The organism is Novosphingobium sp. FSW06-99, from assembly GCF_001519065.1.
Classification (GTDB): Bacteria; Pseudomonadota; Alphaproteobacteria; order Sphingomonadales; family Sphingomonadaceae; genus Novosphingobium.
Map to the genome: position 1 here is coordinate 93316 of NZ_KQ954260.1, position 23561 is coordinate 116876.

The following is a 23561-nucleotide window of genomic DNA, read 5'->3' on the forward strand; positions in this document are numbered from 1 at the left end:
CCAGCGCCGGTCAGGCCGGGCGCTCAAGCGGCAACTCCACGACAAAGCTGCAACCTCTGGCCAGCCGCGGGACCAGCCGGATATCGCCGTTGTGCGCGGCCATGATCGATTTGCAGATGGCCAGACCCATGCCGGTGCCTTTGTGTTTCGATGTCACCAGCGGCATGAAAATCCGCTCGACCAGGGGATCGGGTATGCCCGGACCATTGTCGTCGATGCGCAGCGACACGGTGTCGGGGCCGGTCAGCACGGCCAGGCCGATCCTGCGATCCTCGACCGGATTGGCCTCCAGCGCATCCATGGCGTTGATGAACAAGTTCATGATGACCTGCTGCAACTGCACTTTGTCACCGATCACGCACAAGTCTGTGTTGGCGGTCTCGATCGTGACGACGACCCCGGTCTGGAGAATTTCGTTCTCGAGCATGGCGCAGACGTCCGCGACAAGGTGGTTGATATCGACTTTGCCGGGAGAGGGCGGTTCCTGTCTGGTCAGCGCCTTGGTGGCGCGGACGATATCGGCGGTGCGCGCGGCGGCGCTGGCAATGGCATCGAGTGACAGCATTGCCTCGGCAATCACCGGCGCGTCCTGGCGCAGCCAGCGGCGTGCCGCTGCGGCGTTGAGCACGATGCCGGACAGCGGCTGGTTGATCTCGTGCGACAGCGTGGCGGCGAATTCGCCCAGCGCGATCCAGTGGCTGTTGCGGGCCATTTCGATCCGCGCCGCACGCAACGAATTCTGCACCGCGACTGCCTTGTCCGCCTCATGCGCCAGTTGGGTGTGCAACCGCGCGCTGCTCAGCGCAATTTCCGCCTGGGCCGACAACAGTTTCAGCACATAGACTTGTCGGGCCAGCAGCGGGCGATCCAGCCGATGGTCGCGCAGATCGACCGCGCCGATCAATTCGCCCCGCTGCAACAATGGCAACGTCAACCGGCGCGGCGGAGCGATCGACATGGTCGCCTTGCGCAGCCGGGCGATGTCGGCCAGCCAGTCCGGTTCGTGCGCATCCTCGCACGCGCCGATCTGCGCGACGCGCTCTACCCCGCCGTCATCCACCGCAAAAATCGCCGCCGAGCGTGCCCGGCACAAGTCCATCAGGCATTCCAGGATGCGCATGCGCAGCGTGGGCAGGTCGGTTTCGTCGAACCACGCGCGGGACAGCGCCATGGCCGCCTCGGACGTCAGGGTCAGGATCGCCGGGCGCTCGCCTGCTGCCGGATCATCGGGCAGGGCACCTTCCAGTACATCGGCCCTGGCCTTGGCGCCCCAGCGGACATAGTTTTCAATCGCCGCCTTGCGATGAAGATCGGCCGTGGCATGCAGACCGGCCCCGGTTGCAAGCGCTGCGGCAAGGTCATGCGCGATCGCCTGGTTGTGCGGCAACCCGGCGCTCAGCCGGGCCGAAGTGTCGAACGCGGCAAGCGCACTGATGCCGTCGCCAGCAATCCGGGCCAATTCGCCCTCGACCAGCTTGAGCTTGGGCACAAAGGTATCCGGATTGATCCCCGCCCACAGCCGCAATTTGGCAAGATGCGGCGCGATGGCATCGGGGGCCGCGTCCGCCGGCAGCATGCGCGCTATTGCGAGCGCGGTGAACAGCGTGCGGCTGGCAGTGTCGATATGCGCGGGCACCGACCATTCCACCGGCTCCAGCGCGGCAAAGTGGCGCAGGGCGGCGGCATCGTCGCCGGTCATATAGGCGCCGACCGCGCGGTTGAGATGCACCCAGTACAATGTGGCGGGCGACCGGATGGCCGGGTCGACCGGTGGCGGCGCTTCGCCAAACCGCAGCAGGCGGACAAACGCGCGCTGCGCCGCGATCAACTGTTCGATGTCGGTAAAGGCGATCTGCCGGGTCAGTTCGAGCGCGCTGTCAGCCTCGCGTTCGACTTCGTCAAGCGGCGCGCCGACAAACAACAGATCGGAAATCAGATGGTTGCGTGCATAACAGGTCATACCCAGATCGAGCGAGGCCTGCCCGGCCTTGATCGCGGCATCGACCCAGTCAAGACAGGCTGCGGCGGGTTCGACCCACGGGCTCAACTGGTCGACCGCCACCAGTGTTTCGGTCCGGCTGGCCTCGAACCCGTGCCAGTCGATGATGGCGAGTGCGGCGCGGCCCAGCGCCATGCCATCGGCATAGCGATGGTAGGCATCGGCGACTGTGACCCCGTACCAGCTCAGACCATATGGCGAGGCGGGACAGATGCCGTGGAGCAGGGTGAATTCGACCAGCAGCGCCACGTGGTAAAAGCGGATGTTGGGGCTGTCGAACAAGGCAGGCAACAGCGCGGCCAGCAATTGGCTGATCAGCAGCGCGCGCGGGTCTTCGCACGGGGGCAGGTCGACCAGTGTGGCGACATCCTGCCGCGACAACAGATGGTCCAGCCGCCGTTGCACGGCATCGCATTGCGCGCGGGTGGGATGGCGCGGCACATGCACCCCCAGCAAGTCCAGTCCGGACAGTGCGGCCTGGATCGCGCCGTCATAGTCGGAACGGACGGTCAGCACGCGGGCCAGATACTGCAAGGCCTGGGCGCGGTCCTCGTCGGTGCGTGCGCGGTGTTGCAGCAATTCGATCCGCTGGCAGGCCAGTTCGACCAGGCCATTGGCCAGCAGAATATCGATTTCCAGAAATTCGCCATCGATCATCATGGCATAATGGGTGTCCCACCATCGGGGGTCGGCGATCGCGCGAAACGCATTGGTCAGCCCCGCCGCAATGTCGAGCGCTCCGCACTGGCGATTGATCCGTGCAATCGTCAGCAAATGGCTGGCACCGGCCAGGCGCTGCGACGGATCGGGCAGGACGCCGCTGACGATCGCATCGCGCATCAGACTGGCCGCGCGAAAGTGCCAATCCGGGGCCAGCGCGTCGCTGTGTCGGACGATCGCGCAGGCTCCGGCGATCTGGATCTGCGCCTTGTCGGTCATCGACAGTCCGCCGACCACGGTATCGAGCACCCGATCATGAAACATCGCGAAATCGTCGTCCGACCGACGCAGGATCTGCATGTCGGCCAGCGCGATCAGCGCGTCGATGATCGCCGTCTGTGCAAGGCCGGTCATTTCGGCAATCAGCCAGGGCGGCAACGGGACAGCCAGCACCGCCAGCACCTCGATCAGGCCGCGCTGTATCGGGGTGAGGCGGGCGATCCTGCCCTTGACCGGATCGTCGGCCGCGTCGCGTTGCACCACATCGATGATCACGCGCCGCCGTCCGGTCCAGTGCTGGCGGCCCTGATCGAACACGATCGCGCCTTCTTCGCGCAGCCAATGCAGCCGCTGCACCAGCGCCAACGGATTTCCGCCGGTCATCTCGCCCAGGCTGTCGGCCAGCCACGCAATGCGCGGATCGATGTCTCCAAGCCGTGCGGCCAACAGATCGCCGATTGCGGTCTGCGGGATCGCGCGCACCGGCACGTCGTGTGCCAGGGGCCGGATCTGGTCGATCAGCGTGACGAAATGGGGGTCGGGCGCGGTGCCGTCGCTCCACGGATCGCGAAACGACAGGATCAGCATCAGGTTGGCGGGCATGCACCGTGCCAGGCTGGCGATGAACGACAGGCTCAGACTGTCGGCCCACTGGATATCGTCGATGGCCAGGATCAACGGCCTGCGCGGGTGGGCAAATGCGCAGAACGCCTGCGCAAGTGCCGTGCAAATGCGCGTTTCGATCAATTTCAGCGGCAAATCCGGCCTGCGCCAGCCTTGGCCGATGATCTGGTACAATTCCGGGATATGGTCGGCCACGATAGTCTCGTTCCCGCGCACCGCCGCCAGCAGGGTTTCACGCAAATGGCGCAGATCGCACGCCTCGCTGACCAGCGCTTCGCCGATCAGGTGCGCCATGGCCGTGCCAAACGGGAACAGTTGTGGCTGATTTTGGGCTCGGGTGCATTTTCCCGCGGCAAAGCCGTGGCGGTCGCCACCAAGGGCGCGCTGAAACGATTGGATCAGGGCCGATTTGCCGATGCCTGCCGGACCGTGCAACATGACAATGCGTCCGGCGTTGTCCCGGGTCAGTTGGGAGAACTGGTTCAGGAGTTCGCGATGCTCGCCATCCCGGCCAAACAATCGTTTGTAGGTAAACCGATCAGGGTCCGTACCAGGCAATGTCCCGGTCATCGTGGCCCGCTGAGCAAGGATAGGGCGGAATGGGCTGGCATGGTCCCTGTTGCGGTTGGACCGGTTCGCATCGTGCCGAACCGGCTCGGACGAACCGGCGTTGCGCGCGCGTGGCGGTCAATCGGTTCGATAGCGCAGGAGTGCCGCCCGGGGCCAGCCATACCAAAGGTTGGGGTTGCGATAACCAGTGGCTGATTTTCGCCCCCGTTCGGCAGGTGCATAGGCTGGCACGACGGCAATCCTGCTTTCGAAAGGACCGGTATGATTTCGATCCAGTCGCTGCGCGAGCCGACCCGTAACTTGTCTTCGGCCCAACTGGCGACTTTGTGCGCGCTGCTGCACGAAGCGCGCGAGACCATTCCGGTCGCGCCGTGGCGGACGCACGCCTGTCTGGACGAGATCGCCACGATGCTGGGCGCGCCACCGATGCCCCGGCGGACGCCGTCGCTGCAACTGGTACCGCGCCTGACCGAAGCGGCCAATCTGCCCGACGGCGGGCTCGAGACAGGGGCAACCTGCATCAAGGGCGGCCTGGCGCCGTGGCAGATCTTTCGGGTGCGGCGCCATATCGATGCGCATATCGATGCGCCGCTGCCGATCGAACAGCTTGCCGATCTGGTGCAATTGTCATCCGGACATTTCTGCCGTGCGTTCAAGGCGAGTCTGGGCGAGCCGCCGCATGCCTATATCACCCGGCGGCGGATCCGCCACGCGCAGCACCTGATGATGACCACGACCGATACCCTGGGTACGATCTCGATCGCCTGCGGTCTGGCCGATCAGGCGCATCTGACCCGGCTGTTCCGCAAGCTGGTCGGAACCACCCCGCTGACCTGGCGGCGCGCCAGGCAGCAGGGCTGAACCCGCTGCGCACCTAGTGCGCAGGTGATTTTCCGATATCGACAAGCAGGGCCAGCACGGCCAGCGCGGTGCCCAGCCCCGACACGCCGACCCATCCCCAATGCGTCCACAGCACCATGGCGAGCGCCGACCCGGCCGAACCGCCCATGAACATGCCACCCATGAACAGCGTGTTGAGCCGCGCGCGCGCCTCTGGCCGCAGGGCATAGACCACGTGCTGGTTCGACACGAGCGCGCCCTGGACCGCGAAATCGAGCACGATGCACCCCGCCACCAGTCCGGCGATCGACAGCCAGAGCCCGAACAGCGCCCAGGCGACGATGGCCAGGGCCGCGCACAGCCGGATCACCCGGTGCGGCCCGTGTCGGTCGGCGATGCGGCCCGCCACCGGTGCGGCCAGCACGCCAACCGCACCGACCAGCCCGAACAGACCCGCCGCGCTCGCCCCCAGACTGTACCGCGGTTCGGCAAGATGAAGCGCGAGGATCGTCCAGAACGTGCTGAACGCGCCGAACAGCAGCGCCTGCGTCATCGTCGCACGGCGCAGCGCGGGGAATGTGCGCCACAGATCGAACAGCGATGCCATCAGGCTGCGATATGTGTGGTCGCTGTCGGGGCGGCTGTGCGGCAGGATCGTCGCCATCAACCCCGCCGTGCCGAGCGCCAGGGGCACCCCCAGCCAGAACATCGCGCGCCACCCGGCGGTGTCGGCAACGAACCCGGCCAGCGTCCGGCTGAGCAGGATGCCGCACAACAGCCCCGCCATCACCGTGCCAACGGTGGCGCCGCGCCGTTCGGGCGAGGCCAGGTGCGCGGCAAACGGCACGATCTGCTGCGCGACGGTGGCGGCCAGACCCAGCAACAACGAGGCCGCCAGCAACGCCACACCGCCCGGTGCCAGCGCGGCGACCGTCAGCGCCAGCGCCAGCGCGACAAATTGCACGACGATCAGCCGTCGACGTTCCACCAGATCGCCCAGCGGCACCAGCAGGAACAGCCCCGCCGCATAGCCGAGTTGCGTGGCCGTGGGTACCATGCCGGTCACGGCGCCGGGCAGATCGCGTTCGATCTGCCCCAGCATGGGCTGGTTGTAATAGATGTTGGCGACGGCAAGCCCGGTGGCGGCCGCCATCGCCAGGGTCACACCCCCGCCGACCTGATCGACGGGGGTTGGGTTGGTGGTGGACGTGGTCATGACTCGGCCTCTTGAAGCGCTTGGCTGGCGAGCGCCGGATAGTCGATGTAACCCCTTTCGTCGCCACCGAAAAAATGTGTCGGGTCGGGTTCGTTGAGCGGGGCATTGAGGGCCAGGCGGGCGGGCAGGTCGGGGTTGGCGATGAACGGGCGGCCAAACGCGATGATGTCGCCGCGCCCGGAGGCCAGCGCTTGTTCGGCCAGCGCGCGGGTATAGCCGCCTGCCAGCATCAGCGGCCCGCGATAGGTGGCGCGGATGGCGGCCATCAGCGCCTCGGCGCGGGGATCGACGTCAGTCAGGATTTCGCGATCGCGCACGGTGGGTTCGACGAGGTGAAGATAAGCCAGCCCGCGTCGATCGAGTTCGCGCGCGACCAGGCCAAAGATCGCCTCGGGGGTGGCCTCGTCCATGCCGAAACTGCGGCCCATCGGCGACAGGCGCACCCCGACCCGCGCGCTGCCGATTTCGGCGCAGACGGCATCGACCACTTCAAGCAGCAACCTGGCCCGGTTTTCAACCGACCCGCCATAGCGATCGTCGCGCAGGTTGCTGGCGCTGTTGAGAAACTGATCGAGCAGATAGCCGTTGGCGGCGTGCACCTCGACGCCATCCATCCCGGCGGCAATGGCGTTGCGCGCGGCCTGCGCATAGTCGGCGATGATCGCCCGGATGCCGGCCTGGGTCAGCGCCTGTGGCTCGGGAATGTCGGCGTAACCGCCTTTGCCATCCTCGCCCGGCACAAATGCCCGCGCCGGAACCGGCATCACGCTGGGCGCGACCGGGCGTGCGCCGCCGGGCTGGAACACCGGATGCGACACCCGCCCGACATGCCACAGTTGCAGGACCATGCGTCCGCCGGCCTGGTGGACGGAGTCGGTGATGCGTTGCCAGCCGGCAATCTGTTCGGGCGAATGGATCCCCGGTGTCCAGGCATAGCCCTGGCCCTGCTGCGAAATCTGGGTGGCCTCGGTGATGATCAACGCGGCGCTGGCGCGCTGGCGATAATATTCGATCGCCATGTCCGACGGAACGTTGCCCGGCGCGGCGCGTGACCGCGTCAACGGTGCCATGACGATCCGGCTGGGCAGGGCAAGATCGCCAATCCGGATGGGGGTGAACAGGCGCGAAGACATAACGGGTGAGGGCATAATGGGTGAGGACATGGGTAACATTCCTTTCTTGCAGTCTGGCACCCGCGCACGCACCTTGCGCGCACGGTGGCGTGGGGATCCTGATCGGGCTGCGGTTCGTGGTGGCGAGAAGGGGGCCGGTTGATCCCGACCTGCGATCATGCCGTGCGGACAGGCGGCGGCATGGGCGGTTTTATAAACCGCGTTCCCATCGCCGTAATTCATACGGGAGTATTAGCGCGCCCTGGTACGCGCCGACCATGCCGATGCATGGGTGGCCCATACCCACGTATGGTGGCCAGATACGCTGAAATAACAGCATATCGCAGTCTCGATGGCGGCGTGGCCAGGCGGACCGACGCTTGTGCAAGGACAACCGTGACAGCACTGGATGAGGTGGCCGGAGATGCGCATGAAGCGCGACATCACCCTGCTGGTTGCGGCAGTCCTGGCGCTGGGCATCTTCGTCATCGATGCATTTACCCCGCTGAACGGTGCAATTGCGGTGCTGCAGATCGCGGTCATCCTGCTGGTTGCGCCGGTGGGGCAGCGCGCCTTGCTGATGTGCGGTGCGGCCTGCGCAGGGCTGACGGTGGCGTCGTTTGCCATCGGGCACGGTCTGGGCGGATGGAACGGCGCATTGGTGCGGCTGATCGTCAGCCTGGTCGCCCAGGCGATCACCGTGGTGCTTTCGCTGCGCGACCGGTCAACCCGTCGTTCGCTCGACGAACAGGCGCGCATTCTTGACCTGTCGCACGATACGGTGATCATCCGCGATCGGACCGACCGCATCATCGACTGGAATCGCGGTGCCGAGACGCTTTATGGCTGGACGCGGGACGAGGCGATCGGCTGTGTCTGCGCCGACTTGCTGCAATCGCACATTCCCGATGGCAAGGCCGACCTCGCGCTGTGCCGCGAGGGGAAATGGGCCGGGCATATCGAACGAACGTGCCGCGATGGCCGCCGCCTGACGCTGGCCAGTCGCTGGCTGGTGCGCACCGATGCCGCGGGCGAGCCGATCGGGGTGATCGAATCGAGCATCGATCTGACCGAACAGATCGCCAGCGAGGCCGAGCGCAATCAGGCGCGCATGCAACTGTCGCACTTGTCCGCCGAACTGGCGCATGCCGCCGGGGTCGCCACGCTGGGGCAGATGTCGGCGTCGATCGTGCACGAAGTGAACCAGCCGCTGACCGCGATCATCAATTATGGCAATTCGACCCGGCGCTGGCTGAACCAGCCCGAACCCGACATGGCCGAAGTGCGCCAATGCATCGATCGGATCATTGCCAGCGGCCAGCGCGCGGCCGATGTCATCCGCCGGGTGCGCGACATGGCGCGCAAAGTGCCCGCGCGGCCCGAAGCGCTGGATCTGGCCGATCTGACCGCGCAAGTGCTGGCGCTGCTCGAAACCGAGGCACGGCGCGGCAAAGTTCGCCTGACCCAGACGCTGGCGCCCGGTTTGCCCCGGGTTGTGGGTGATCGCGTGCAAGTGCAGCAAGTGCTGGTCAATCTGGTGATGAACGCGATCCAGGCGGCGCGACCCGACGGCAGCGCCGAAGTGAAGATCATGGCCGAGCCGACCGGCGCCGGCCAGTTGGCGGTCACGGTGTGCGACAACGGACCGGGCGTGCCGGCCGATGCGATGGGGCGCCTGTTCGAAGCGTTCTATTCCACCAAGGCCGACGGCATGGGGATCGGCCTGTCGATCTGCCGATCGTTGGTGGAAACCCTCGGTGGCACGCTGACCGCGCAAAACGGTGTGCCGCATGGCGCCAGTTTCACCTTCACACTCCCGCTGGCTGGCGATGGCTGCGCCGGAACGCACGAGGCACTGCGATGATGACCGAACGAACCGGCGCAATCCGCCCCCTGGTCTGCGTGGTCGATGATGATGACGATGTCAGGCTGTCGACGGAAACCGTGCTGCGCAGCCTCGACTATCATGTCGTCGGATTTGCCGATGCGGAGGGCCTGTTCGGCAGCCCCCTGCTGGATCAGGCCGCGTGCATCCTGCTCGATTTGCGGCTGGGCGAGCGCAGTGGCCTCGATGTGCAGCAGCAGTTGGGCAGCCGCCAGATCGCGGCAGGGATCGTGTTGTTCAGCGGCCATGGCGATATCCCCAGCACCGTCGCGGCAATGAAATCGGGCGCGATCACGTTCCTGGCCAAGCCGGTGGCGGAAACCACGCTGATCGCGGCGGTCGACGAAGCCCTGGCGCACGGCCTGCAACGGCGTGCCGCGCAAAGCGATCGCGATGCGGTACGCGCCCGTTATGACAGCCTGACCCCGCGTGAACACGACGTGCTTGACCTGGTGATCGCCGGACTGATGAACAAGCAGATTGCCGGGCGGCTGGACCTGAGCGAGATCACCGTCAAGATCCATCGCGGCAACCTGATGCGCAAAATGCAGGCGCCATCGCTGGCTGATCTGGTGCGGATGGCGGAACTTCTGGGAATAAAGCCAACCACATCACGCTATGATCGCGGCTGATCGGCGGGTCCAAACCATCGGTGGGCCATCCCATACTTGTAGATGAGTGACCGCGCCGGCGCGGCAGTCCAGATGGATCACGTCGGCAGGGGCAACCCATCCCCCCCTCCCACCGGGTCCTTGCCGACACCCAGCCCGGCGGCCATGACAGCAGGAGTGAGAACGCGATGCGGGCGTTTGGCGGCACAGTATCAGGACTGATGCAAAAGCGTTCGGTTCGCCTTGCGGCGATCATCGCCGTCCTGGCCGCCGGGGGTGCGCTGGCATCGACCTGGCGCCCGGCGATTGCGCCGATCGCGCCACCTGAGCCGGCGTCATTTCCAGCGCAAGTGGTCGCGCGCGGTGCGGTCCTGGCAAAGCTGGGTGATTGCGCGGTGTGCCACACGGCCGATGGCGGACGTCCGCTGGCGGGCGCGCGACCGCTGGCGACGCCGTTCGGAACGCTCTATTCGGACAATCTGACTCCCGATCCCGAGACCGGCATCGGGCAGTGGTCGGCGGCGGCGTTTCGTCGCGCCATGAAGGATGGCGTCGCCCGTGACGGGTCGCATCTCTATCCGGCGCTGCCCTACGAGCATTTTACGCATGTTGCCGATGCCGATCTCGACGCGCTTTATGCCTATCTGATGACGCGTGCGCCGGTCCATCAGGCCGCGCCCGCCAATCGGTTGATCCCGCCGCTGGGTTTCCGGCCCCTGCTGGCGGGGTGGAAACTGCTGTTCCTGCATCACGGGCCGGTCCCGGTCGACCCCGCGCGGTCGGCGCAATGGAATCGCGGCGCATATCTGGTCGAAGGGCTGGGCCATTGCGGCGGGTGCCATACCCCGCGCAACCTGGCGGGGGGCGAGGAAGGCTGGCATGCCTATGCCGGGGGACTGGCCGAAGGGTGGCACGCACCCGCGCTCGATGCCGCCAATCCGGCGGCACGGCGCTGGACGCCCGACGCGCTCTATACTTATTTGCGGACCGGGATCTCGCCCGATCACAGCGCCGCCGCCGGGCCGATGGGGCCGGTGACCGAAAGCCTGTCGACGGTGCCTGACGCCGATGTTCGCGCCATCGCGACTTATATCGCCGCGCGCATGGCGGGCCATGAGACCGGGGACGGAACGCCCCGCCCGATCGATGCGCCCGCGCGCGCGGCGGCGGTCGCGCCTGCCGGGGCGGTGCTGTTCGCCGGGGCCTGCGCGGGATGCCACGGGTCGGGCGCGCCGATGCTGGCGCAAGGCCGTCCGCAACTGGGGCTCGCCAGCAGTCTGACCGACCCCGATCCGACCAGCGCCAGCCAGGCCGTGCTGCGCGGGATCGAGCCGCCGGTCGCCGGACGCGGGCCAAAGATGCCGCCGTTTGCCGACAGCCTTACTGACGCCCAAGTGGCCGAGGTGTTGGCCTATGTGCGCGCGCGGTACACCAACCTTCCCGCCTGGACCGGGCTGGCGCAGCGTGTGCGCGCCGCCCGCAAGGAGAGCGCACAGCCATGACCACCACCCTGACCGTGAACGGCACGACACACACCGTCGATGCCACACCTGACACGCCGCTGCTCTATGTGCTGCGCGACGATCTGGGGCTCAACGGCGCCAAATATGGCTGCGGGCTGGGCCAGTGCGGCGCCTGCACGGTACAGCTTGACGGCAAGGCGGTGTTCTCCTGCGTGACGCCGCTGGCGGCCGTGGGTGACCGGTCCGTGCGCACGGTCGAAGGGCTGGGCACGATCGACCGCATGAGCGCGTTGCAGCAGGCGTTCTGCGACGAACAGGCAGCCCAGTGCGGCTATTGCATCGCGGGCATGATCATGCGTGCACAGGCGCTGCTCGATGCCAATCCCCACCCTGACGATGCGCAAATCCGCGCGCATATGCAGACCAACTTGTGCCGGTGCGGCACCCATATGCGCATCCTGCGCGCGATCCACCGCGTCGCCGATGCGCCCACCGCAGGAGCAGGCCGATGAGCCGCGTCGATCAAGCAACCACGGTGAACCGGAGACAGCTTCTGGCCGGGGGCGGTCTGCTGGTGGCATTCAGCCTGTCCGCACCTGGCCTGGCGCAACTGGCCGGGGGCGGCGAGGGCAGCGCGCCGCCCAAACTGGTGCGGCCCGACCTGCCGGGCAGCCTGAAGACCAATCCCGAACTCGATGCCTGGATCCGTATCGCGCCCGATGGTCAGGCGACGGTCTTTTCGGGCAAGGCCGAACTGGGGCAGGGGATCAGCACCGCATTGTTGCAGGTCATCGCCGAAGAGCTCGATCTGCCGCCCGCCGCGATCACCTTCATCACCGCCGACACCGCGCGCACCCCCGATGAAGGGCTGACCGCGGGCAGCCATTCGATGATGGACGGGGGCACCGCGCTGGCCAATGCCGGTGCCAACGTGCGCCTGTTGCTGACGCGCGCGGCGGCAGAACACTGGCACCTCGATCCGGGCCTGCTGACGACCAGCGGCGAGGGCCATGTCACTGCGCCCGACGGCCGCCGCCTGGGCTATGGCGATCTGGCCGCGCGGCTGTCGCTGCATGTCGAGGCGGTGGCCCATGCGCCGCGCCGCGATCCGCGCAGCTATCGCACGATGGGCCGCAATCTGCCGCGTGTCGATATCCCTGCCAAAGTGACCGGGGGCGCGGCCTATGTGCAGGACATGCGCCTGCCGGGCATGCTGCATGCGCGAGTGGTGCGCGGGCCCAGTTTCGGCACGCACCTGGTCGCGCCGCAACTGGCGGCGGCCCGCGCGATGCCCGGCGTTGTCGCGGTGATCCGCAACGGTGCCTTCATGGCGGTGGTGGCGCGCAAGGAATGGCAGGCGATCGCGGCGATGCGTGTTGCGCAGCAAAGTGACTATGTGCGCACCGCGCCGCCGCTGCCGGTCGAAGACGGCCCGCACCGGTTGCAGAAACTGGCCGCCCGCGAAATCATCGTCGAGGCCACGCGCGACGGCGACCGACCACGCAGCCAGACGATCCGCGCCAGTTACAGCCGGCCCTGGTACAGCCACGGCTCGATCGGCCCGTCGTGCGCGGTGGCCCTTGCCAAAGATGGCGGGTTGACGCTGTGGTCGCATAGCCAGGGCGTGTTCGACATGCATCGCGCGGTGGCCGAACTGGTTGGCCTGCCCCCCGAAAAGGTGCGTTGCATCCACAGCCCTTCGGCAGGGTGCTACGGCCAGAACGGGGCCGACGACGTGACCGCAGAGGCCGGGATCATCGCGATGGCCCTGCCGGGGCAGCCGATCCGGCTGCAATGGATGCGCGAACAGGAATTCGGCTGGGAACCGTGCGGTTGCGGCATGGTGACCGAAGTCGAGGCCTCGATCGGGCCCGATGGCAAGATCGCGCAGTGGACGTTTGAAGTGTGGAGCAATTCGCACAACAATCGCCCGGTCAAGGCGGGCGGCTATGCCGTGGCGCAGGAAATCGTGCCGGGCTTTGCGCCGCAGACACCGGCGCCGATTCCGATGCCCGAAGGCGATGGCGATCGCAACGCCAACCCGCTCTATGTCTTTCCCAACATGGATGTGCGCTATCACTTCGTGCCGGACATGCCGTTGCGGGTATCGGCGCTGCGTTCGCTGGGCGCGCATCTCAACATATTTTCGATGGAAAGCATGCTCGACGAACTGGCGCTGGCAGCGCGGGTCGATCCGCTGGCGTTCCGGCTGGCGCATATGGAGGATACGCGGGCGCGGGCGGTGATGTCCGAGGCCGCGCGGCGGTTCGACTGGGCCCAGCGACCGCGCGGCGACGGGCGGCGCGGCTGCGGCATGGCGTTTGCCCGCTACAAGAACATCGGCGCCTATTGCGCGCTGGCGATGGAAATCGAGGTAGACCGCGAAACCGGCGCGATCACCGTGCACCGGGTCAATGCCGCCGTCGATGCCGGGCAGCCCGCCTCGCCCGACGGCATTGCCAACCAGGTCGAAGGCGGGATCATCCAGTCGTTGAGTTGGGCCACGCGTGAGGCGGTGACATTCGACACCTCGCGGCGCACCAGTTTCGATTGGGGGACTTATCCGATCCTGCGCTTTCGCGACATTCCCGGCGTGATCGACGTGCATGTGATGGATCGTCCGGGCCAACCGTTTCTGGGCGCGGGCGAAACTGCGCAGGCCCCGGCCTCGGCCGCGCTGGCCAACGCACTGGCCGATGCGACCGGCGTGCGGTTGCGCGATATGCCGCTGACCCCCGCAGCGGTGCTGGCGGCGCTCGGTCCCGGGGCTATTCCGAACCCAGCGCCTTGAACACGGCGATCAACTGATCCGATCGCGCGGTATCGGCCACGGCGACGGCCAGTTGCGCCTCGATCAAGGCCTGTTCGGCCTGCGAGAGGTCAAGCTGGCTGATCGCGCCCGACGCTTCGCGCGTTCCGGCCAGATCAAAGGCGATCCGCGCCTGATGTTCGGCAACCACCAGTTCGCGTTCGTGATCGACCGCCGAGGCATAACGCGCCAGCGCCTGTTCGACCTCCTTCAGCGCGTCCAGCACCACGCCGTCATAATGCGCGACGGCGGCCTGATCCTGCGCGCGGGCATAGCGAATGTGCGCCTGCACGGCGGCGATATTGGGAAACGACCAACTGATCAGCGGGCCCAGGCCAAAACTGGTCGAGCCATGATCGGGCAATGCGGACACCTCGGGCGCGATCGCGACGACCGATCCGACCAGCGTGACGCGCGGCAACAAGTCGGCCTTGGCAACGCCGATGCGCGCGCTGGCGGCGGCCAGCTTGCGTTCCGCCTCGCGCACATCGGGGCGGCGCGCGAGCAGACCGGCGCCGTCGCCCACCGCCACCGGATCGGTCATGGCGGGTACGGTGCTGCACCGTTCTGCTTCGTGCGGGATCCGGTCGGGGGTTCGGCCCAGCAGCGCCGCCAGCGCGAACAGCGCGGCGCGCCGGTCGCCTTCGAGCGTGGGCAGGGTGGCGCCGGTCCGCGCCACGATCTCTTTCTGGCGGGCGATGTCGAACGCGCTGGCACCCCCGGCGGCGGCCTGGCGACGGACGATGGCGTGCTGGCGTTCGGCGATCGCCAGCGCCGTGCGCGCGACCGCGATCTGGTTGCCCAGCGCGCAGGCATCGACATAGGCGCGCACGGTTTCGGCCACGATGGCAATGCGCACGGCGTCGCGCGCGGCGCCCGCCGCCCCGGCATCGGCGCGGCTGGCCTCGATCGATCGTCTGACCCGGCCAAACAGATCGACTTCATAGGCCATGTCGAACCCTGCCTCGTAGAGCCAGGTGGTGCTGGCTTCGCGTCCGGCCGCGTCGGCAATCTGGGTGGTGGTGGTGTTGCGGCCATAGGTGCCGCCGGCAATCGTCTCGGTCGTCGGCAGACGGGCGGCCTGCGTTTGGCGCAAGGCGGCGCGCGCGGCATCGAAATTGGCCTCTGCAACGCGCAGATCGGTGTTTGCCGCGACCGCGTCATCGACCAGCCGGTTCAACGCCGGATCATGATAGAGCTGCCACCAGGCGCTGCGCACCGGCGCGGCGATGGCGACAGTTGCGGGAACATAGGCCAGCGGCGCGCCGGGATGCGGCGGGGCATAGTCCGGGCCCAGCGTGCACCCGCACAGCAGCGCCGCCAGCAGGGGGACGGTCTGGCGGATCATGTGTGCCTCCCCGGCGACAGCACCGGGACATGGCGCGCCGGTCCCGGCGGGGCCCGGCCCAGCACCAGCAGAATGATCAGCGCGGCGGCGGCGACCAGCCCGATCATCGCAAAACAGTCGATGATCGCCTGCAGATTGGCCGCATTGCGCACCGCCAGACCCAGCAGCGCTGCTGCACGCGCCGTGGCGCTGCCCGCCGGAGAGGCCGCATCGACTGCACCGATGGTGGTCTGCAATCGGGCGACAGTCGCCGCCGATCCGGCAACGACATGCTGCCCGATCAGGTTTGAGGCGTATTGTTCGTGGGTTCGCAGCACGGTCTCGGTCAGGGCCAGGCCGATCTGGCCCCCCATCAGTCGGGCCGTCTGGATCATCCCGCCAAAGGTCAGTTGAATGTCGGGGCGCATGTGCAACACCGAAGTGAACACGATCCCGCTCAATGCGAGTGATTGCCCCAGCGCCTGGATCAACTGCGTCACCAGGAATTGGCGCGGACCCCATTCAACGGTCATTGTCGTGGTGACGATCAGACATGCCACTGCAATCAGCCCGAGCCCGAGCCCGGCCACCAGCCGCGAATCGAAACGGCGCAGCATCAGCGCAGCCAGCGGCGCGGTGATCATTTGCGGGACGGCGATCCACACCATCGCCTGGCCCACTTCAAAGGTGCGATAGCCCCGCACCAGCACCAGAAACTGCGGGATCAGGAACGCGGTAGACAGGATCGTCAGGCGCAACACCAGCACGAGCACGAGCAGCATCGGCAAGGGCCAGACCAGTCCCTGGCGCAGATGGAACCAATCGCTCGGCAGGATACGCAAATGCAGCAGCGACGCGGCGACCAGGATGCCCCCGGCCATCAGCAGACCGATGATTGTTCCCGAAGACAGCCAGTCGAGCCGGTTGCCCTGATCGAGCGCGGCATAGATCAGCGCCAGGCCCAGGCTCATCATCACCGCACCAAACAGATCCGGCAGGCGTACCTTGGCGGGCATCGGCCGGTATGGCAGGGCTTTGACCAGGCAGACGATCATTGCCAGCGCGAGCGGCACGTTCTGCCAGAAAATCATCTGCCAGCCGATATGGTCGATATACCAGGCCTCCAGCGAGGCCGAGATGTTCAGCGACAGTTCGAGGTTCAGCGCATAGACCGCCACGCCATAGGCCCACACCCGGGGCGGCGTCGATTGCAGCACTACCGGCAGAGTCAACGGAATGAACGCGCCCGAGGCGAGCCCGGCGATGAACTGGCACGCCAGCACCTGATCGAGGCTGGATGAAAACGGCAGCGCGGTCTCGGCACAGGCAAACAGTGCGGCGGCCCAGACCAGCACCCGGCGCGGGCCATAGACCCCGCCCGCCCATACCGCGATCGGCGTGATCAGCATCTGGCCCGCCGTTTGCGCGGTGACGATCCATGCGCCTTCGTCAAATCCGGCATGAATGGCGCCGCGAATGTCGGCCAGGCCGAACACCGACAGGCGGCCATTGACGGTCGAGATGAACGCCCCGAACAGCACCGCGAGCACGGCCAGCAAGGGACGTGTGCGCGACGATGCGCCAGGCGGTACGGTCGCGATCATCGCCGCCCCGTGTCGACATCGGCCACGACCGACAGCCCGGCGCGAAGCTGGTCGGTCAGCCCGTCGGTGTCGTCAAGCACGATCTTGACGGCCAGTCGCTGCACCACTTTGGTGAAATTGCCGGTGGCATTGTCGGGCGGCAGCAAGGCGAACTGGCTGCCCGATGCAGGCGCAAAGGCGAGCACATGGCCTTTGAGCAGACGTCCCGGAAAGGCATCGACCGTCAGCGTCGCCGGCTGGCCGACGCGCATATGGGTCAACTGGGTTTCCTTGAAATTGGCAATCACCCAGACATGGGGCAGGGGGGTCAGGCTGGTGACTTGCCCGCCGACCGCCAGATATTGTCCGCGCCGGACCATCCGCTGGCCCAGCACTCCGGCTTGGGGGGCGACGATGCGGGTGCGATCGAGGTTGATCTGCGCCAGATGGGTGGCCGCCGCTGCCGCGTGCAGCGCCGCGTCGGCCTGATGCAATTGCGCGCCAAGCACGGCCAGTTGGCGCGTCGCGGCGACGACGGTTGCGTTTGTGCGCAAGACATCCGCCCGCGCGGCCAGATCGGCGGCCTCGGCCGCTTCGAGCGAATCTTGCGAACCTGCCCCGCCGGTCAGCAGCACGCGCTGGCGGCGCGCGGCCTTGCCTGCGCGCTCGGCCACGGCTTGCGCGGCGGAAACCGTTGCTTGTGCGGCCTTGATATTGGCGGCCTGCAGATCGGCCTGCGCGACCAGGTTGGTCCTGGCGGCCTGTGCCACCCCTTCGTTCGCGCGCGCCTGGTCAAGCGTCGCCTGATAGTCCGACCGGTCGATCTGGACCAGCAGGTCGCCCGCCTTGACATGCGCGAAGTCCTGCGCCGGGATCGCCTGCACATAGCCGGCGACGCGCGCGCCGATCGGGGTCAGATCAGCTTCGAGATAGGCGTCGTCGGTGTGCTGATAGCGCGCGGAACCGACCCATTCGTTCCAGTGCACGATTGCCGTGTACGCCACCAGCGCGGCCGCCAACGCGGCGCCGATGCCGAGCGCGCGCGCGGCTAGCAATCGTGCCGGCGTGGCGGCGGCAGGTTCCTGCGCCGGATCATCGTGTGCCGCAACGGCATCGTCGGCCATGGTGCTTCCTCTCGGCGTCGGGTCGATCATCGCGGCGTGATCAGTCGGCGACAAAGCCTATTGCTTCATGCGTGTTGTCGCAAAACGGCTTGTTGGCGGAATGCCCGCAGCGGCACAGCCGCACCGACGTCACGCGATCGATCGTGCGACCGGTGCCGGCGCAGATTTCCAGATTGCCCCGGATCGACAGGGGGCCGTTGGGTTCTGGGCGCACGTCGACGGTGCCATTGCGCACTTGCAGGGGCTCCGAAGCGCGGGTTTCCGGCTCGCCACTGGCCTTGAAGGCGATGTCGCGATGGCTGCTGTCGCAAAACGGTTTGCGCTTCGATGCACCGCACCGGCACAACGTGGCGCGCGTGCCGATGGCATCCCCGTGCAGCCGCAGATCGCCGCGCAGGCCCAGCGGTCCGTCTTCGCGCAACTGGGCCAGATTGATCGGCGGCAGAGCCTCGTTGGCGCCCCCGTCCTTGCGCGTATAGCCGATCGCACCCGAGGGGCACATATGGGCGACAGTCACCAGATCCTCGGTCGATGCGGCATCGGGATCGATCCAGGCGCCTTTGACATTGGCCTTGAACACGCCGGGCAGGCCCAGCACGCAATGGCGCGCATGGATGCAGCGGCGCGCGTCGAAATGGAGCGTCAGCGCACGCCCCTCGGCATGTTCGACACCATGATCGAACCGGGGCTCGAACGGGGTTGTCGCGGGCGCGGCGGCATCGCCGGGCGACGGAACGGGCGCAATCACCGCGCCGGCCTGGGGCAGGGCCGCCAGGCCTTCGCGCATGTCGCCTGCAATCTGCCTGATCTTGCCCGGTGTCGCCGAGAGCGCAGGGACGGTTGCCACCAGCGCCGTGCTCGCCTCGGCGATTTCCTGCAATCGCTCGATCAGCACCGCATCGGTGGCCGCGCCAACCGGCAGGGGCGCCACCGCGCGCAAGGTGGCAAAGCTCATGCCTGCGGTGCACGACGGGTCCGACGCCTGCGCGGGAAAGGTGGTGAGCGAACTGGCGATCGGGGTGATCGCAATCATCAGATCGGTCGACGCCTGGGCAAACACACGCTGCGCATCGGCCCCGCGCGTCTCGACGAACACCTGTTTGAGCAGGCGCAGCATGTGGTTGTACGCGGCATTGACGACATCGAGCATTTCGGCCGCGGGCGAAGCCGAAATGAATGTGCGTTGGGCATCGGCAACCCGCTTGCGCATCAGCGGATTGTGCGCGGCCGGGCGTGCCGGGGCAAAATCGGGATTGGCGGCAAGCAAGGCACGGTATTCTGTGCGCACCGCAAGAAACCGCGCGAAGTGGGATGCTTCGCCCGCTTGCGCAGAGCCTTCACCCTGGATCACGATGGCATCGATCGCCGCCAGCGCGGTCTCAAGGCATTTGACCGCGAAAATGCCGGGCAGGCGTGAAATTTCGGGCCTGATCTGCTGCGTGGGATCGCCGATGAACAGCTTGTCCTCGCCCATCTGCGCGGCCAGCCGTATCAGCCCGTCGGCAATCGCGGCATAGAGTTGGCCGACCGTGTCATAGTCCTGTGCATTGGGCATGATCCGCCCCGGCACCTGGTGCCGCTCATAGAGAACCGGCGGATCGAAGCCGTCGCCGTCGGGTTCCGCATCACCTTCGGGGCGTTCCAGATAGATGAAATGCTGCAAGGTTTCGGGGCTGAACGGCGCCAGTTTCACCACGATCCCGGCGGGGTGATAGCCGGGCGCGATCGGAAAATTCTGCCGCCCCAGATGCGGTGCGCCGCCGATCGCCACCATCAGATTGGCGGCCATCGTCAGGTGCGCCATTTCCTCGACCGAAACCGCGATGATTTCGCGCCGCCAGCGCCGCGTCGCCGCCAGTTCGGGCGCGGTCAGGCCTTCGTCGTCACCCTGCTTCAGGCTGAACGCGGCATAGAGATAGCAGCACATCAGGTTGTGTTCGATCTCCGCAGCCTCGGCGAGCAGATCCAGCATCTCTTCACGGGTGTGGATCGGGGTGAAATGGGCCGGGATGGTCATGTGCGGTCCTTGCTTTGCTGCAAATCCGGCACGGCACGGCAATGTTGCCGGCACGATATCCATAATTTGCAATAAATACCTCTTATTCAGGCCATGACTTATCGCGCAGGTCGGAAATGTTCAAATTCATATCTGATCAGGATTGTCCAATTTCTGAATACTTTCGTCAAAAACTCCAAAAATATGACGCATACGTTGATATGTATTGCGGGAAGATACGAATGGCTTGATCATGGCGATGTTCGAACCTGTGTGGCTGGAGAAAGTCTATGGCCAAATCTTGCATCGCGGATATGGTGGTCGAAACGCTGGAGATGGCGGGCGTCGAACGCATCTACGGCGTCGTCGGCGACAGCCTGAACGGTTTGACCGAGGCCCTGCGGGTCAGGGGCACGATCGACTGGATCCATGTGCGCCACGAAGAAGTTGCCGCCTTTGCCGCATCGGGTGAAGCACAGATCACCGGCAAGCTGGCGGTCTGTGCCGGGTCGTGCGGCCCTGGCAATTTGCATCTGATCAACGGTCTGTACGATGCCCATCGCACCCGCACGCCGGTGCTGGCGATTGCGGCACAGATCCCCTCGGCCGAGATCGGCGGCGGGTATTTCCAGGAAACCCATCCCCAGAACCTGTTCCGCGAATGCAGCGTCTATTGCGAGCTCGTGTCGGACCCGCACCAGATGCCCTATGTTCTGGAAAATGCCATCCGCGCCGCGGTCGGTCGGCGCGGCGTGGCGGTGTTGGTCATCCCCGGCGATGTGGCGCTGATGCCCGCGCCCGCGCGCGGGGTTTCGCCGGTTGCGGGCCTGCTGCCTGCCGCACCGGTGGCCGTGCCGACCGACGACCGGCTCGATGCGCTGGCGCAGATGCTCAACGCGGGATCGCGCATCACGCTGTTCTGTGGCCGGGGCTGCGCGGGCGCGCATCGATCGCTGATGGACCTTGCGGCGACCTTGCAGAGCCCGATCGTCCATGCACTCGGCGGCAAGGACTATGTCGAATATGACAACCCGTTTGATGTGGGGATGACCGGGTTCATCGGCTTTGCCTCGGGCTATGAGGCGATGCAGGCCTGTGACGTTTTGCTGATGCTGGGCACCGATTTCCCCTACAAGCAGTTTCTTCCCACCGGTGCGCGAATTGCCCAGGTCGATATCCGCGCAGAAAATCTTGGTCGCAGATGTCGGCTCGATCTAGGGTTGGTGGGCGATGTCGGGCAGACCCTTGCCGCGCTGCTGCCCAGGCTGGAGCGCAAGACGGACACGGCGCACCTTGATGGCAGTGTCGCGCGATATCGCAAAAGCCGCGCGGATCTTGATGATCTGGCGCGCGGTACGCCGGGACGGCGGCCCGTCCATCCCCAATACCTGGCCCGGCTGATCAGCGAACATGCCGATCACGATGCCGTGTTCACGTTTGATGTCGGCACGCCAACGATCTGGGCGGCACGCTATCTCAAGATGAACGGACGCCGCAGGCTGATCGGATCACTGGTCCACGGGTCGATGGCCAACGCCTTGCCGCATGCGATCGGGGCACAGGCGGCGCAGCCGGGACGGCAGATCATTTCCCTGTCTGGCGACGGCGGATTTGCGATGTTGATGGGGGATCTGATCACGCTCAGGCAGATGAAGCTGCCGGTCAAAGTGGTCATCTTCAACAACGGCGTGCTCGGCTTCGTGGCGCTGGAAATGAAGGCCGCCGGGTTTGTCGATATCGGGACCGATCTGGAAAATCCCGATTTTGCGGCAATGGCGCAAGCCATGGGCCTGTTCGCGCTGCGGGTTGAAGACCCCGGTGATCTGGATGACGCGATCCGCCGCGTGCTGGCCCACGACGGCCCGGCCGTACTCGATGTGGTGACCGCCAAACAGGAACTGTCGATGCCGCCCACCATCACTGCCGAACAAGTCAAAGGCTTCAGCCTGTGGCTGCTGCGCGCGGTGATGAGCGGGCAGGGCGACGCCGTGGTCGATCTGGTCAAGCACAACCTCCTGCCCCGCTGACCTGCCGCGCCGTTATTTGCATTCGCCCCACCGGAGGCCACCATGGACATGACGCCGTTGCTGCTGTCACGCATCCAGTTTGCGTTCACGATTTCGTTTCACATCATCTTTCCCGCCTTCACCATCGGCCTTGCCGCCTGGCTGGCGTTTCTCGAAGGCTGCACGCTGGTTACCGGGCGGCCAATCTATCGGCGCCTGTTCGATTTCTGGCAGAAGATCTTTGCGATCGCATTCGGGCTCGGCGTCGTGTCGGGGATCGTCATGGCGTTTCAGTTCGGTACAAACTGGGGTGAATTGTCGCGGCGGTCAGGGCCGATCCAGGGGCCCTTGCTGGCCTATGAAAGCTTCAGCGCATTTGCGCTCGAGGCGGCGTTTTTCGGGGTGGTGATGTTCGGTCGCGACCGGATCCCGCGCTGGAGCTATTTCATTGCGTGCGTGCTGGTGTCTGCGGGCACCAGCCTGTCGGCGTTCTGGATCATGGTCAACAACACCTGGATGCAGGCCCCGACCGGGTTTGCGATGCGTCCGGATGGCGTGTTCGTGCCGACCGATTGGGCCGCGATCATCTTCAATGCGGCAGTGTGGGTGCGTTTTCCACACATGGTGCTGGCGGCCTTTGTCACCTCGGCCTTCTGCATCGCGGCAACCGGGGCCTGGTACATGCTGCGCGGCGTGGCAGTGGCAGAGGGCAAAGTCATGCTGATCATGGCGCTGCGGCTTGCCGCGATACTGGTCCCGGCCCAATTGCTGTTCGGTCATCTGGTCGGCGATTTTGTCCATGATCGGCAACCGGCCAAATTCGCCGCGATCGAGGGGCGCTGGGAGGATGAACAACCCGCTGCCGAAATCCTGATCGCATGGCCCGATCCGGCGCACGAGACCAATCACGTTGCGATTGCGGTACCCTATCTGGGCAGTCTTGTCGGATCGATGAGCCTGACGTCGAAGGAAATCGGGATCAAGAGTTTTGCGCCTGCACTGCGCCCGCCGATGGTCATCCCGTTTTTTGCCTTTCGCATCATGGTTGGATGCGGTGTCGCCATGCTGGCGATTGCCTGGCTCGGGACGGTGCTCAGCTTTGGTCAGCGCCTTGATCATGCCCGCCTGTTCCTGTGGGCCACGTTCCTGTCCTTTCCGCTTGGCTTTATCGCCACGCTGACGGGGTGGTTCACTGCCGAAGTCGGGCGCCAGCCCTGGGCGATCTATGGTCTGCTGCGCACGTCGCAGGCGGTGACGCCGGTTCTGACGCGGTCGCAAGTGGGGCTCAGCCTGGCGGTCTTTGCGGCGATCTACAGCCTCATCTTCGGGTTTGGCGTCTATTGCATCTACCGCCTGCTGCGAGGGGGTCCGACGGGGGACGGGGCCGATTGCGAACGCCTGCCGTCGATTACGCAGATCAATCACACCGGCCATCCCCTTGCGGCGGGAGAATGACG

15 protein-coding genes are annotated in these 23561 nt (G+C 66.2%); 8 read left to right on the plus strand and 7 right to left on the minus strand.

Annotation, left to right across the window (positions count from 1 at the left end; genetic code table 11):
- Positions 1 to 10 precede the first annotated feature (10 nt).
- The gene (locus tag AQZ49_RS16430; RefSeq protein WP_067618038.1) at positions 11 to 4132 is read right to left on the minus strand and encodes a trifunctional serine/threonine-protein kinase/ATP-binding protein/sensor histidine kinase; all 4122 of its coding nucleotides are present in this window, start codon (positions 4130 to 4132) and stop codon (positions 11 to 13) included.
- A 261-nt stretch (positions 4133 to 4393) separates the two neighbouring features.
- Between AQZ49_RS16430 and AQZ49_RS16435 the strand changes: the two genes are divergently transcribed.
- The gene (locus tag AQZ49_RS16435) at positions 4394 to 4993 is read left to right on the plus strand and encodes a helix-turn-helix domain-containing protein (protein WP_067618040.1); all 600 of its coding nucleotides are present in this window, start codon (positions 4394 to 4396) and stop codon (positions 4991 to 4993) included.
- 13 nt (positions 4994 to 5006) lie between these two features.
- Here the strand turns inward: AQZ49_RS16435 and AQZ49_RS16440 are convergent, their stop codons facing one another.
- Positions 5007 to 6188, minus strand: a complete 1182-nt coding sequence (locus tag AQZ49_RS16440) for an MFS transporter (RefSeq protein ID WP_067618042.1) — start codon at positions 6186 to 6188, stop codon at positions 5007 to 5009.
- Positions 6185 to 7321, minus strand: a complete 1137-nt coding sequence (locus AQZ49_RS16445) for an alkene reductase (protein ID WP_067618045.1) — start codon at positions 7319 to 7321, stop codon at positions 6185 to 6187. The genes AQZ49_RS16440 and AQZ49_RS16445 overlap by 4 nt, the downstream gene beginning before the upstream one ends.
- 409 nt (positions 7322 to 7730) lie before the next feature.
- Between AQZ49_RS16445 and AQZ49_RS16450 the strand changes: the two genes are divergently transcribed.
- The 5 genes from AQZ49_RS16450 to AQZ49_RS16470 all read left to right on the plus strand — a co-directional run bounded on the left by AQZ49_RS16450 (position 7731) and on the right by AQZ49_RS16470 (position 14050).
- The gene (locus AQZ49_RS16450) at positions 7731 to 9164 is read left to right on the plus strand and encodes a PAS domain-containing sensor histidine kinase (RefSeq protein ID WP_067618047.1); all 1434 of its coding nucleotides are present in this window, start codon (positions 7731 to 7733) and stop codon (positions 9162 to 9164) included.
- Complete coding sequence (locus AQZ49_RS16455; protein WP_231739279.1) at positions 9161 to 9817, plus strand: response regulator transcription factor; 657 nt, start codon at positions 9161 to 9163, stop codon at positions 9815 to 9817. Before AQZ49_RS16450 ends, AQZ49_RS16455 begins: the two co-directional genes overlap by 4 nt.
- Positions 9818 to 10017: 200 nt before the next feature.
- Positions 10018 to 11298 (plus strand): cytochrome c, encoded by a 1281-nt coding sequence (locus tag AQZ49_RS16460; RefSeq protein WP_067618049.1) that lies wholly within the window; start codon positions 10018 to 10020, stop codon positions 11296 to 11298.
- Positions 11295 to 11771, plus strand: coding sequence for a (2Fe-2S)-binding protein (locus AQZ49_RS16465; protein WP_067618052.1), 477 nt, complete (start codon positions 11295 to 11297; stop codon positions 11769 to 11771). The genes AQZ49_RS16460 and AQZ49_RS16465 overlap by 4 nt, the downstream gene beginning before the upstream one ends.
- On the plus strand, positions 11768 to 14050 hold the full coding sequence (locus tag AQZ49_RS16470) for a xanthine dehydrogenase family protein molybdopterin-binding subunit (RefSeq protein WP_067618055.1): 2283 nt from the start codon (positions 11768 to 11770) through the stop codon (positions 14048 to 14050). Before AQZ49_RS16465 ends, AQZ49_RS16470 begins: the two co-directional genes overlap by 4 nt.
- On the opposite strand, the gene AQZ49_RS16475 is transcribed toward AQZ49_RS16470, so the two are convergent.
- The 4 genes from AQZ49_RS16475 to AQZ49_RS21925 are packed head-to-tail and all read right to left on the minus strand — an operon-like array spanning position 14028 to position 20119.
- Positions 14028 to 15416 (minus strand): efflux transporter outer membrane subunit, encoded by a 1389-nt coding sequence (locus AQZ49_RS16475; protein WP_067618062.1) that lies wholly within the window; start codon positions 15414 to 15416, stop codon positions 14028 to 14030. The two genes, AQZ49_RS16470 and AQZ49_RS16475, sit on opposite strands and share 23 nt — an antisense overlap.
- Complete coding sequence (locus tag AQZ49_RS16480; RefSeq protein ID WP_067618064.1) at positions 15413 to 16999, minus strand: MFS transporter; 1587 nt, start codon at positions 16997 to 16999, stop codon at positions 15413 to 15415. Before AQZ49_RS16480 ends, AQZ49_RS16475 begins: the two co-directional genes overlap by 4 nt.
- Positions 16996 to 18102: an HlyD family secretion protein gene (locus AQZ49_RS16485; RefSeq protein ID WP_197411092.1), complete on the minus strand. Its 1107-nt coding sequence runs from the start codon at positions 18100 to 18102 to the stop codon at positions 16996 to 16998. Before AQZ49_RS16485 ends, AQZ49_RS16480 begins: the two co-directional genes overlap by 4 nt.
- 40 nt (positions 18103 to 18142) lie before the next feature.
- Positions 18143 to 20119: a ferritin-like domain-containing protein gene (locus AQZ49_RS21925; protein WP_197411093.1), complete on the minus strand. Its 1977-nt coding sequence runs from the start codon at positions 20117 to 20119 to the stop codon at positions 18143 to 18145.
- 269 nt (positions 20120 to 20388) lie between these two features.
- Between AQZ49_RS21925 and poxB the strand changes: the two genes are divergently transcribed.
- Positions 20389 to 22125, plus strand: a complete 1737-nt coding sequence (gene poxB / locus AQZ49_RS16495; protein ID WP_067618067.1) for a ubiquinone-dependent pyruvate dehydrogenase — start codon at positions 20389 to 20391, stop codon at positions 22123 to 22125.
- 42 nt (positions 22126 to 22167) lie between these two features.
- Positions 22168 to 23559, plus strand: a complete 1392-nt coding sequence (locus tag AQZ49_RS16500; protein ID WP_067618068.1) for a cytochrome ubiquinol oxidase subunit I — start codon at positions 22168 to 22170, stop codon at positions 23557 to 23559.
- Positions 23560 to 23561 lie beyond the last annotated feature (2 nt).

Coding starts and splice junctions, on each gene's coding strand:
- AQZ49_RS16500 (WP_067618068.1), top strand. CDS start 22,168: ATGGACATGACGCCGTTGCTGCTGTCACGCATCCAGTTTGCGTTCACG.
- poxB (WP_067618067.1), top strand. CDS start 20,389: ATGGCCAAATCTTGCATCGCGGATATGGTGGTCGAAACGCTGGAGATG.
- AQZ49_RS16435 (WP_067618040.1), top strand. CDS start 4,394: ATGATTTCGATCCAGTCGCTGCGCGAGCCGACCCGTAACTTGTCTTCG.
- AQZ49_RS16475 (WP_067618062.1), bottom strand. CDS start 15,416: ATGATCCGCCAGACCGTCCCCCTGCTGGCGGCGCTGCTGTGCGGGTGC.
- AQZ49_RS16485 (WP_197411092.1), bottom strand. CDS start 18,102: ATGGCCGACGATGCCGTTGCGGCACACGATGATCCGGCGCAGGAACCT.
- AQZ49_RS16440 (WP_067618042.1), bottom strand. CDS start 6,188: ATGACCACGTCCACCACCAACCCAACCCCCGTCGATCAGGTCGGCGGG.
- AQZ49_RS16450 (WP_067618047.1), top strand. CDS start 7,731: ATGAAGCGCGACATCACCCTGCTGGTTGCGGCAGTCCTGGCGCTGGGC.
- AQZ49_RS21925 (WP_197411093.1), bottom strand. CDS start 20,119: ATGACCATCCCGGCCCATTTCACCCCGATCCACACCCGTGAAGAGATG.
- AQZ49_RS16455 (WP_231739279.1), top strand. CDS start 9,161: ATGATGACCGAACGAACCGGCGCAATCCGCCCCCTGGTCTGCGTGGTC.
- AQZ49_RS16470 (WP_067618055.1), top strand. CDS start 11,768: ATGAGCCGCGTCGATCAAGCAACCACGGTGAACCGGAGACAGCTTCTG.
- AQZ49_RS16430 (WP_067618038.1), bottom strand. CDS start 4,132: ATGACCGGGACATTGCCTGGTACGGACCCTGATCGGTTTACCTACAAA.
- AQZ49_RS16445 (WP_067618045.1), bottom strand. CDS start 7,321: ATGTCTTCGCGCCTGTTCACCCCCATCCGGATTGGCGATCTTGCCCTG.
- AQZ49_RS16480 (WP_067618064.1), bottom strand. CDS start 16,999: ATGATCGCGACCGTACCGCCTGGCGCATCGTCGCGCACACGTCCCTTG.
- AQZ49_RS16465 (WP_067618052.1), top strand. CDS start 11,295: ATGACCACCACCCTGACCGTGAACGGCACGACACACACCGTCGATGCC.
- AQZ49_RS16460 (WP_067618049.1), top strand. CDS start 10,018: ATGCAAAAGCGTTCGGTTCGCCTTGCGGCGATCATCGCCGTCCTGGCC.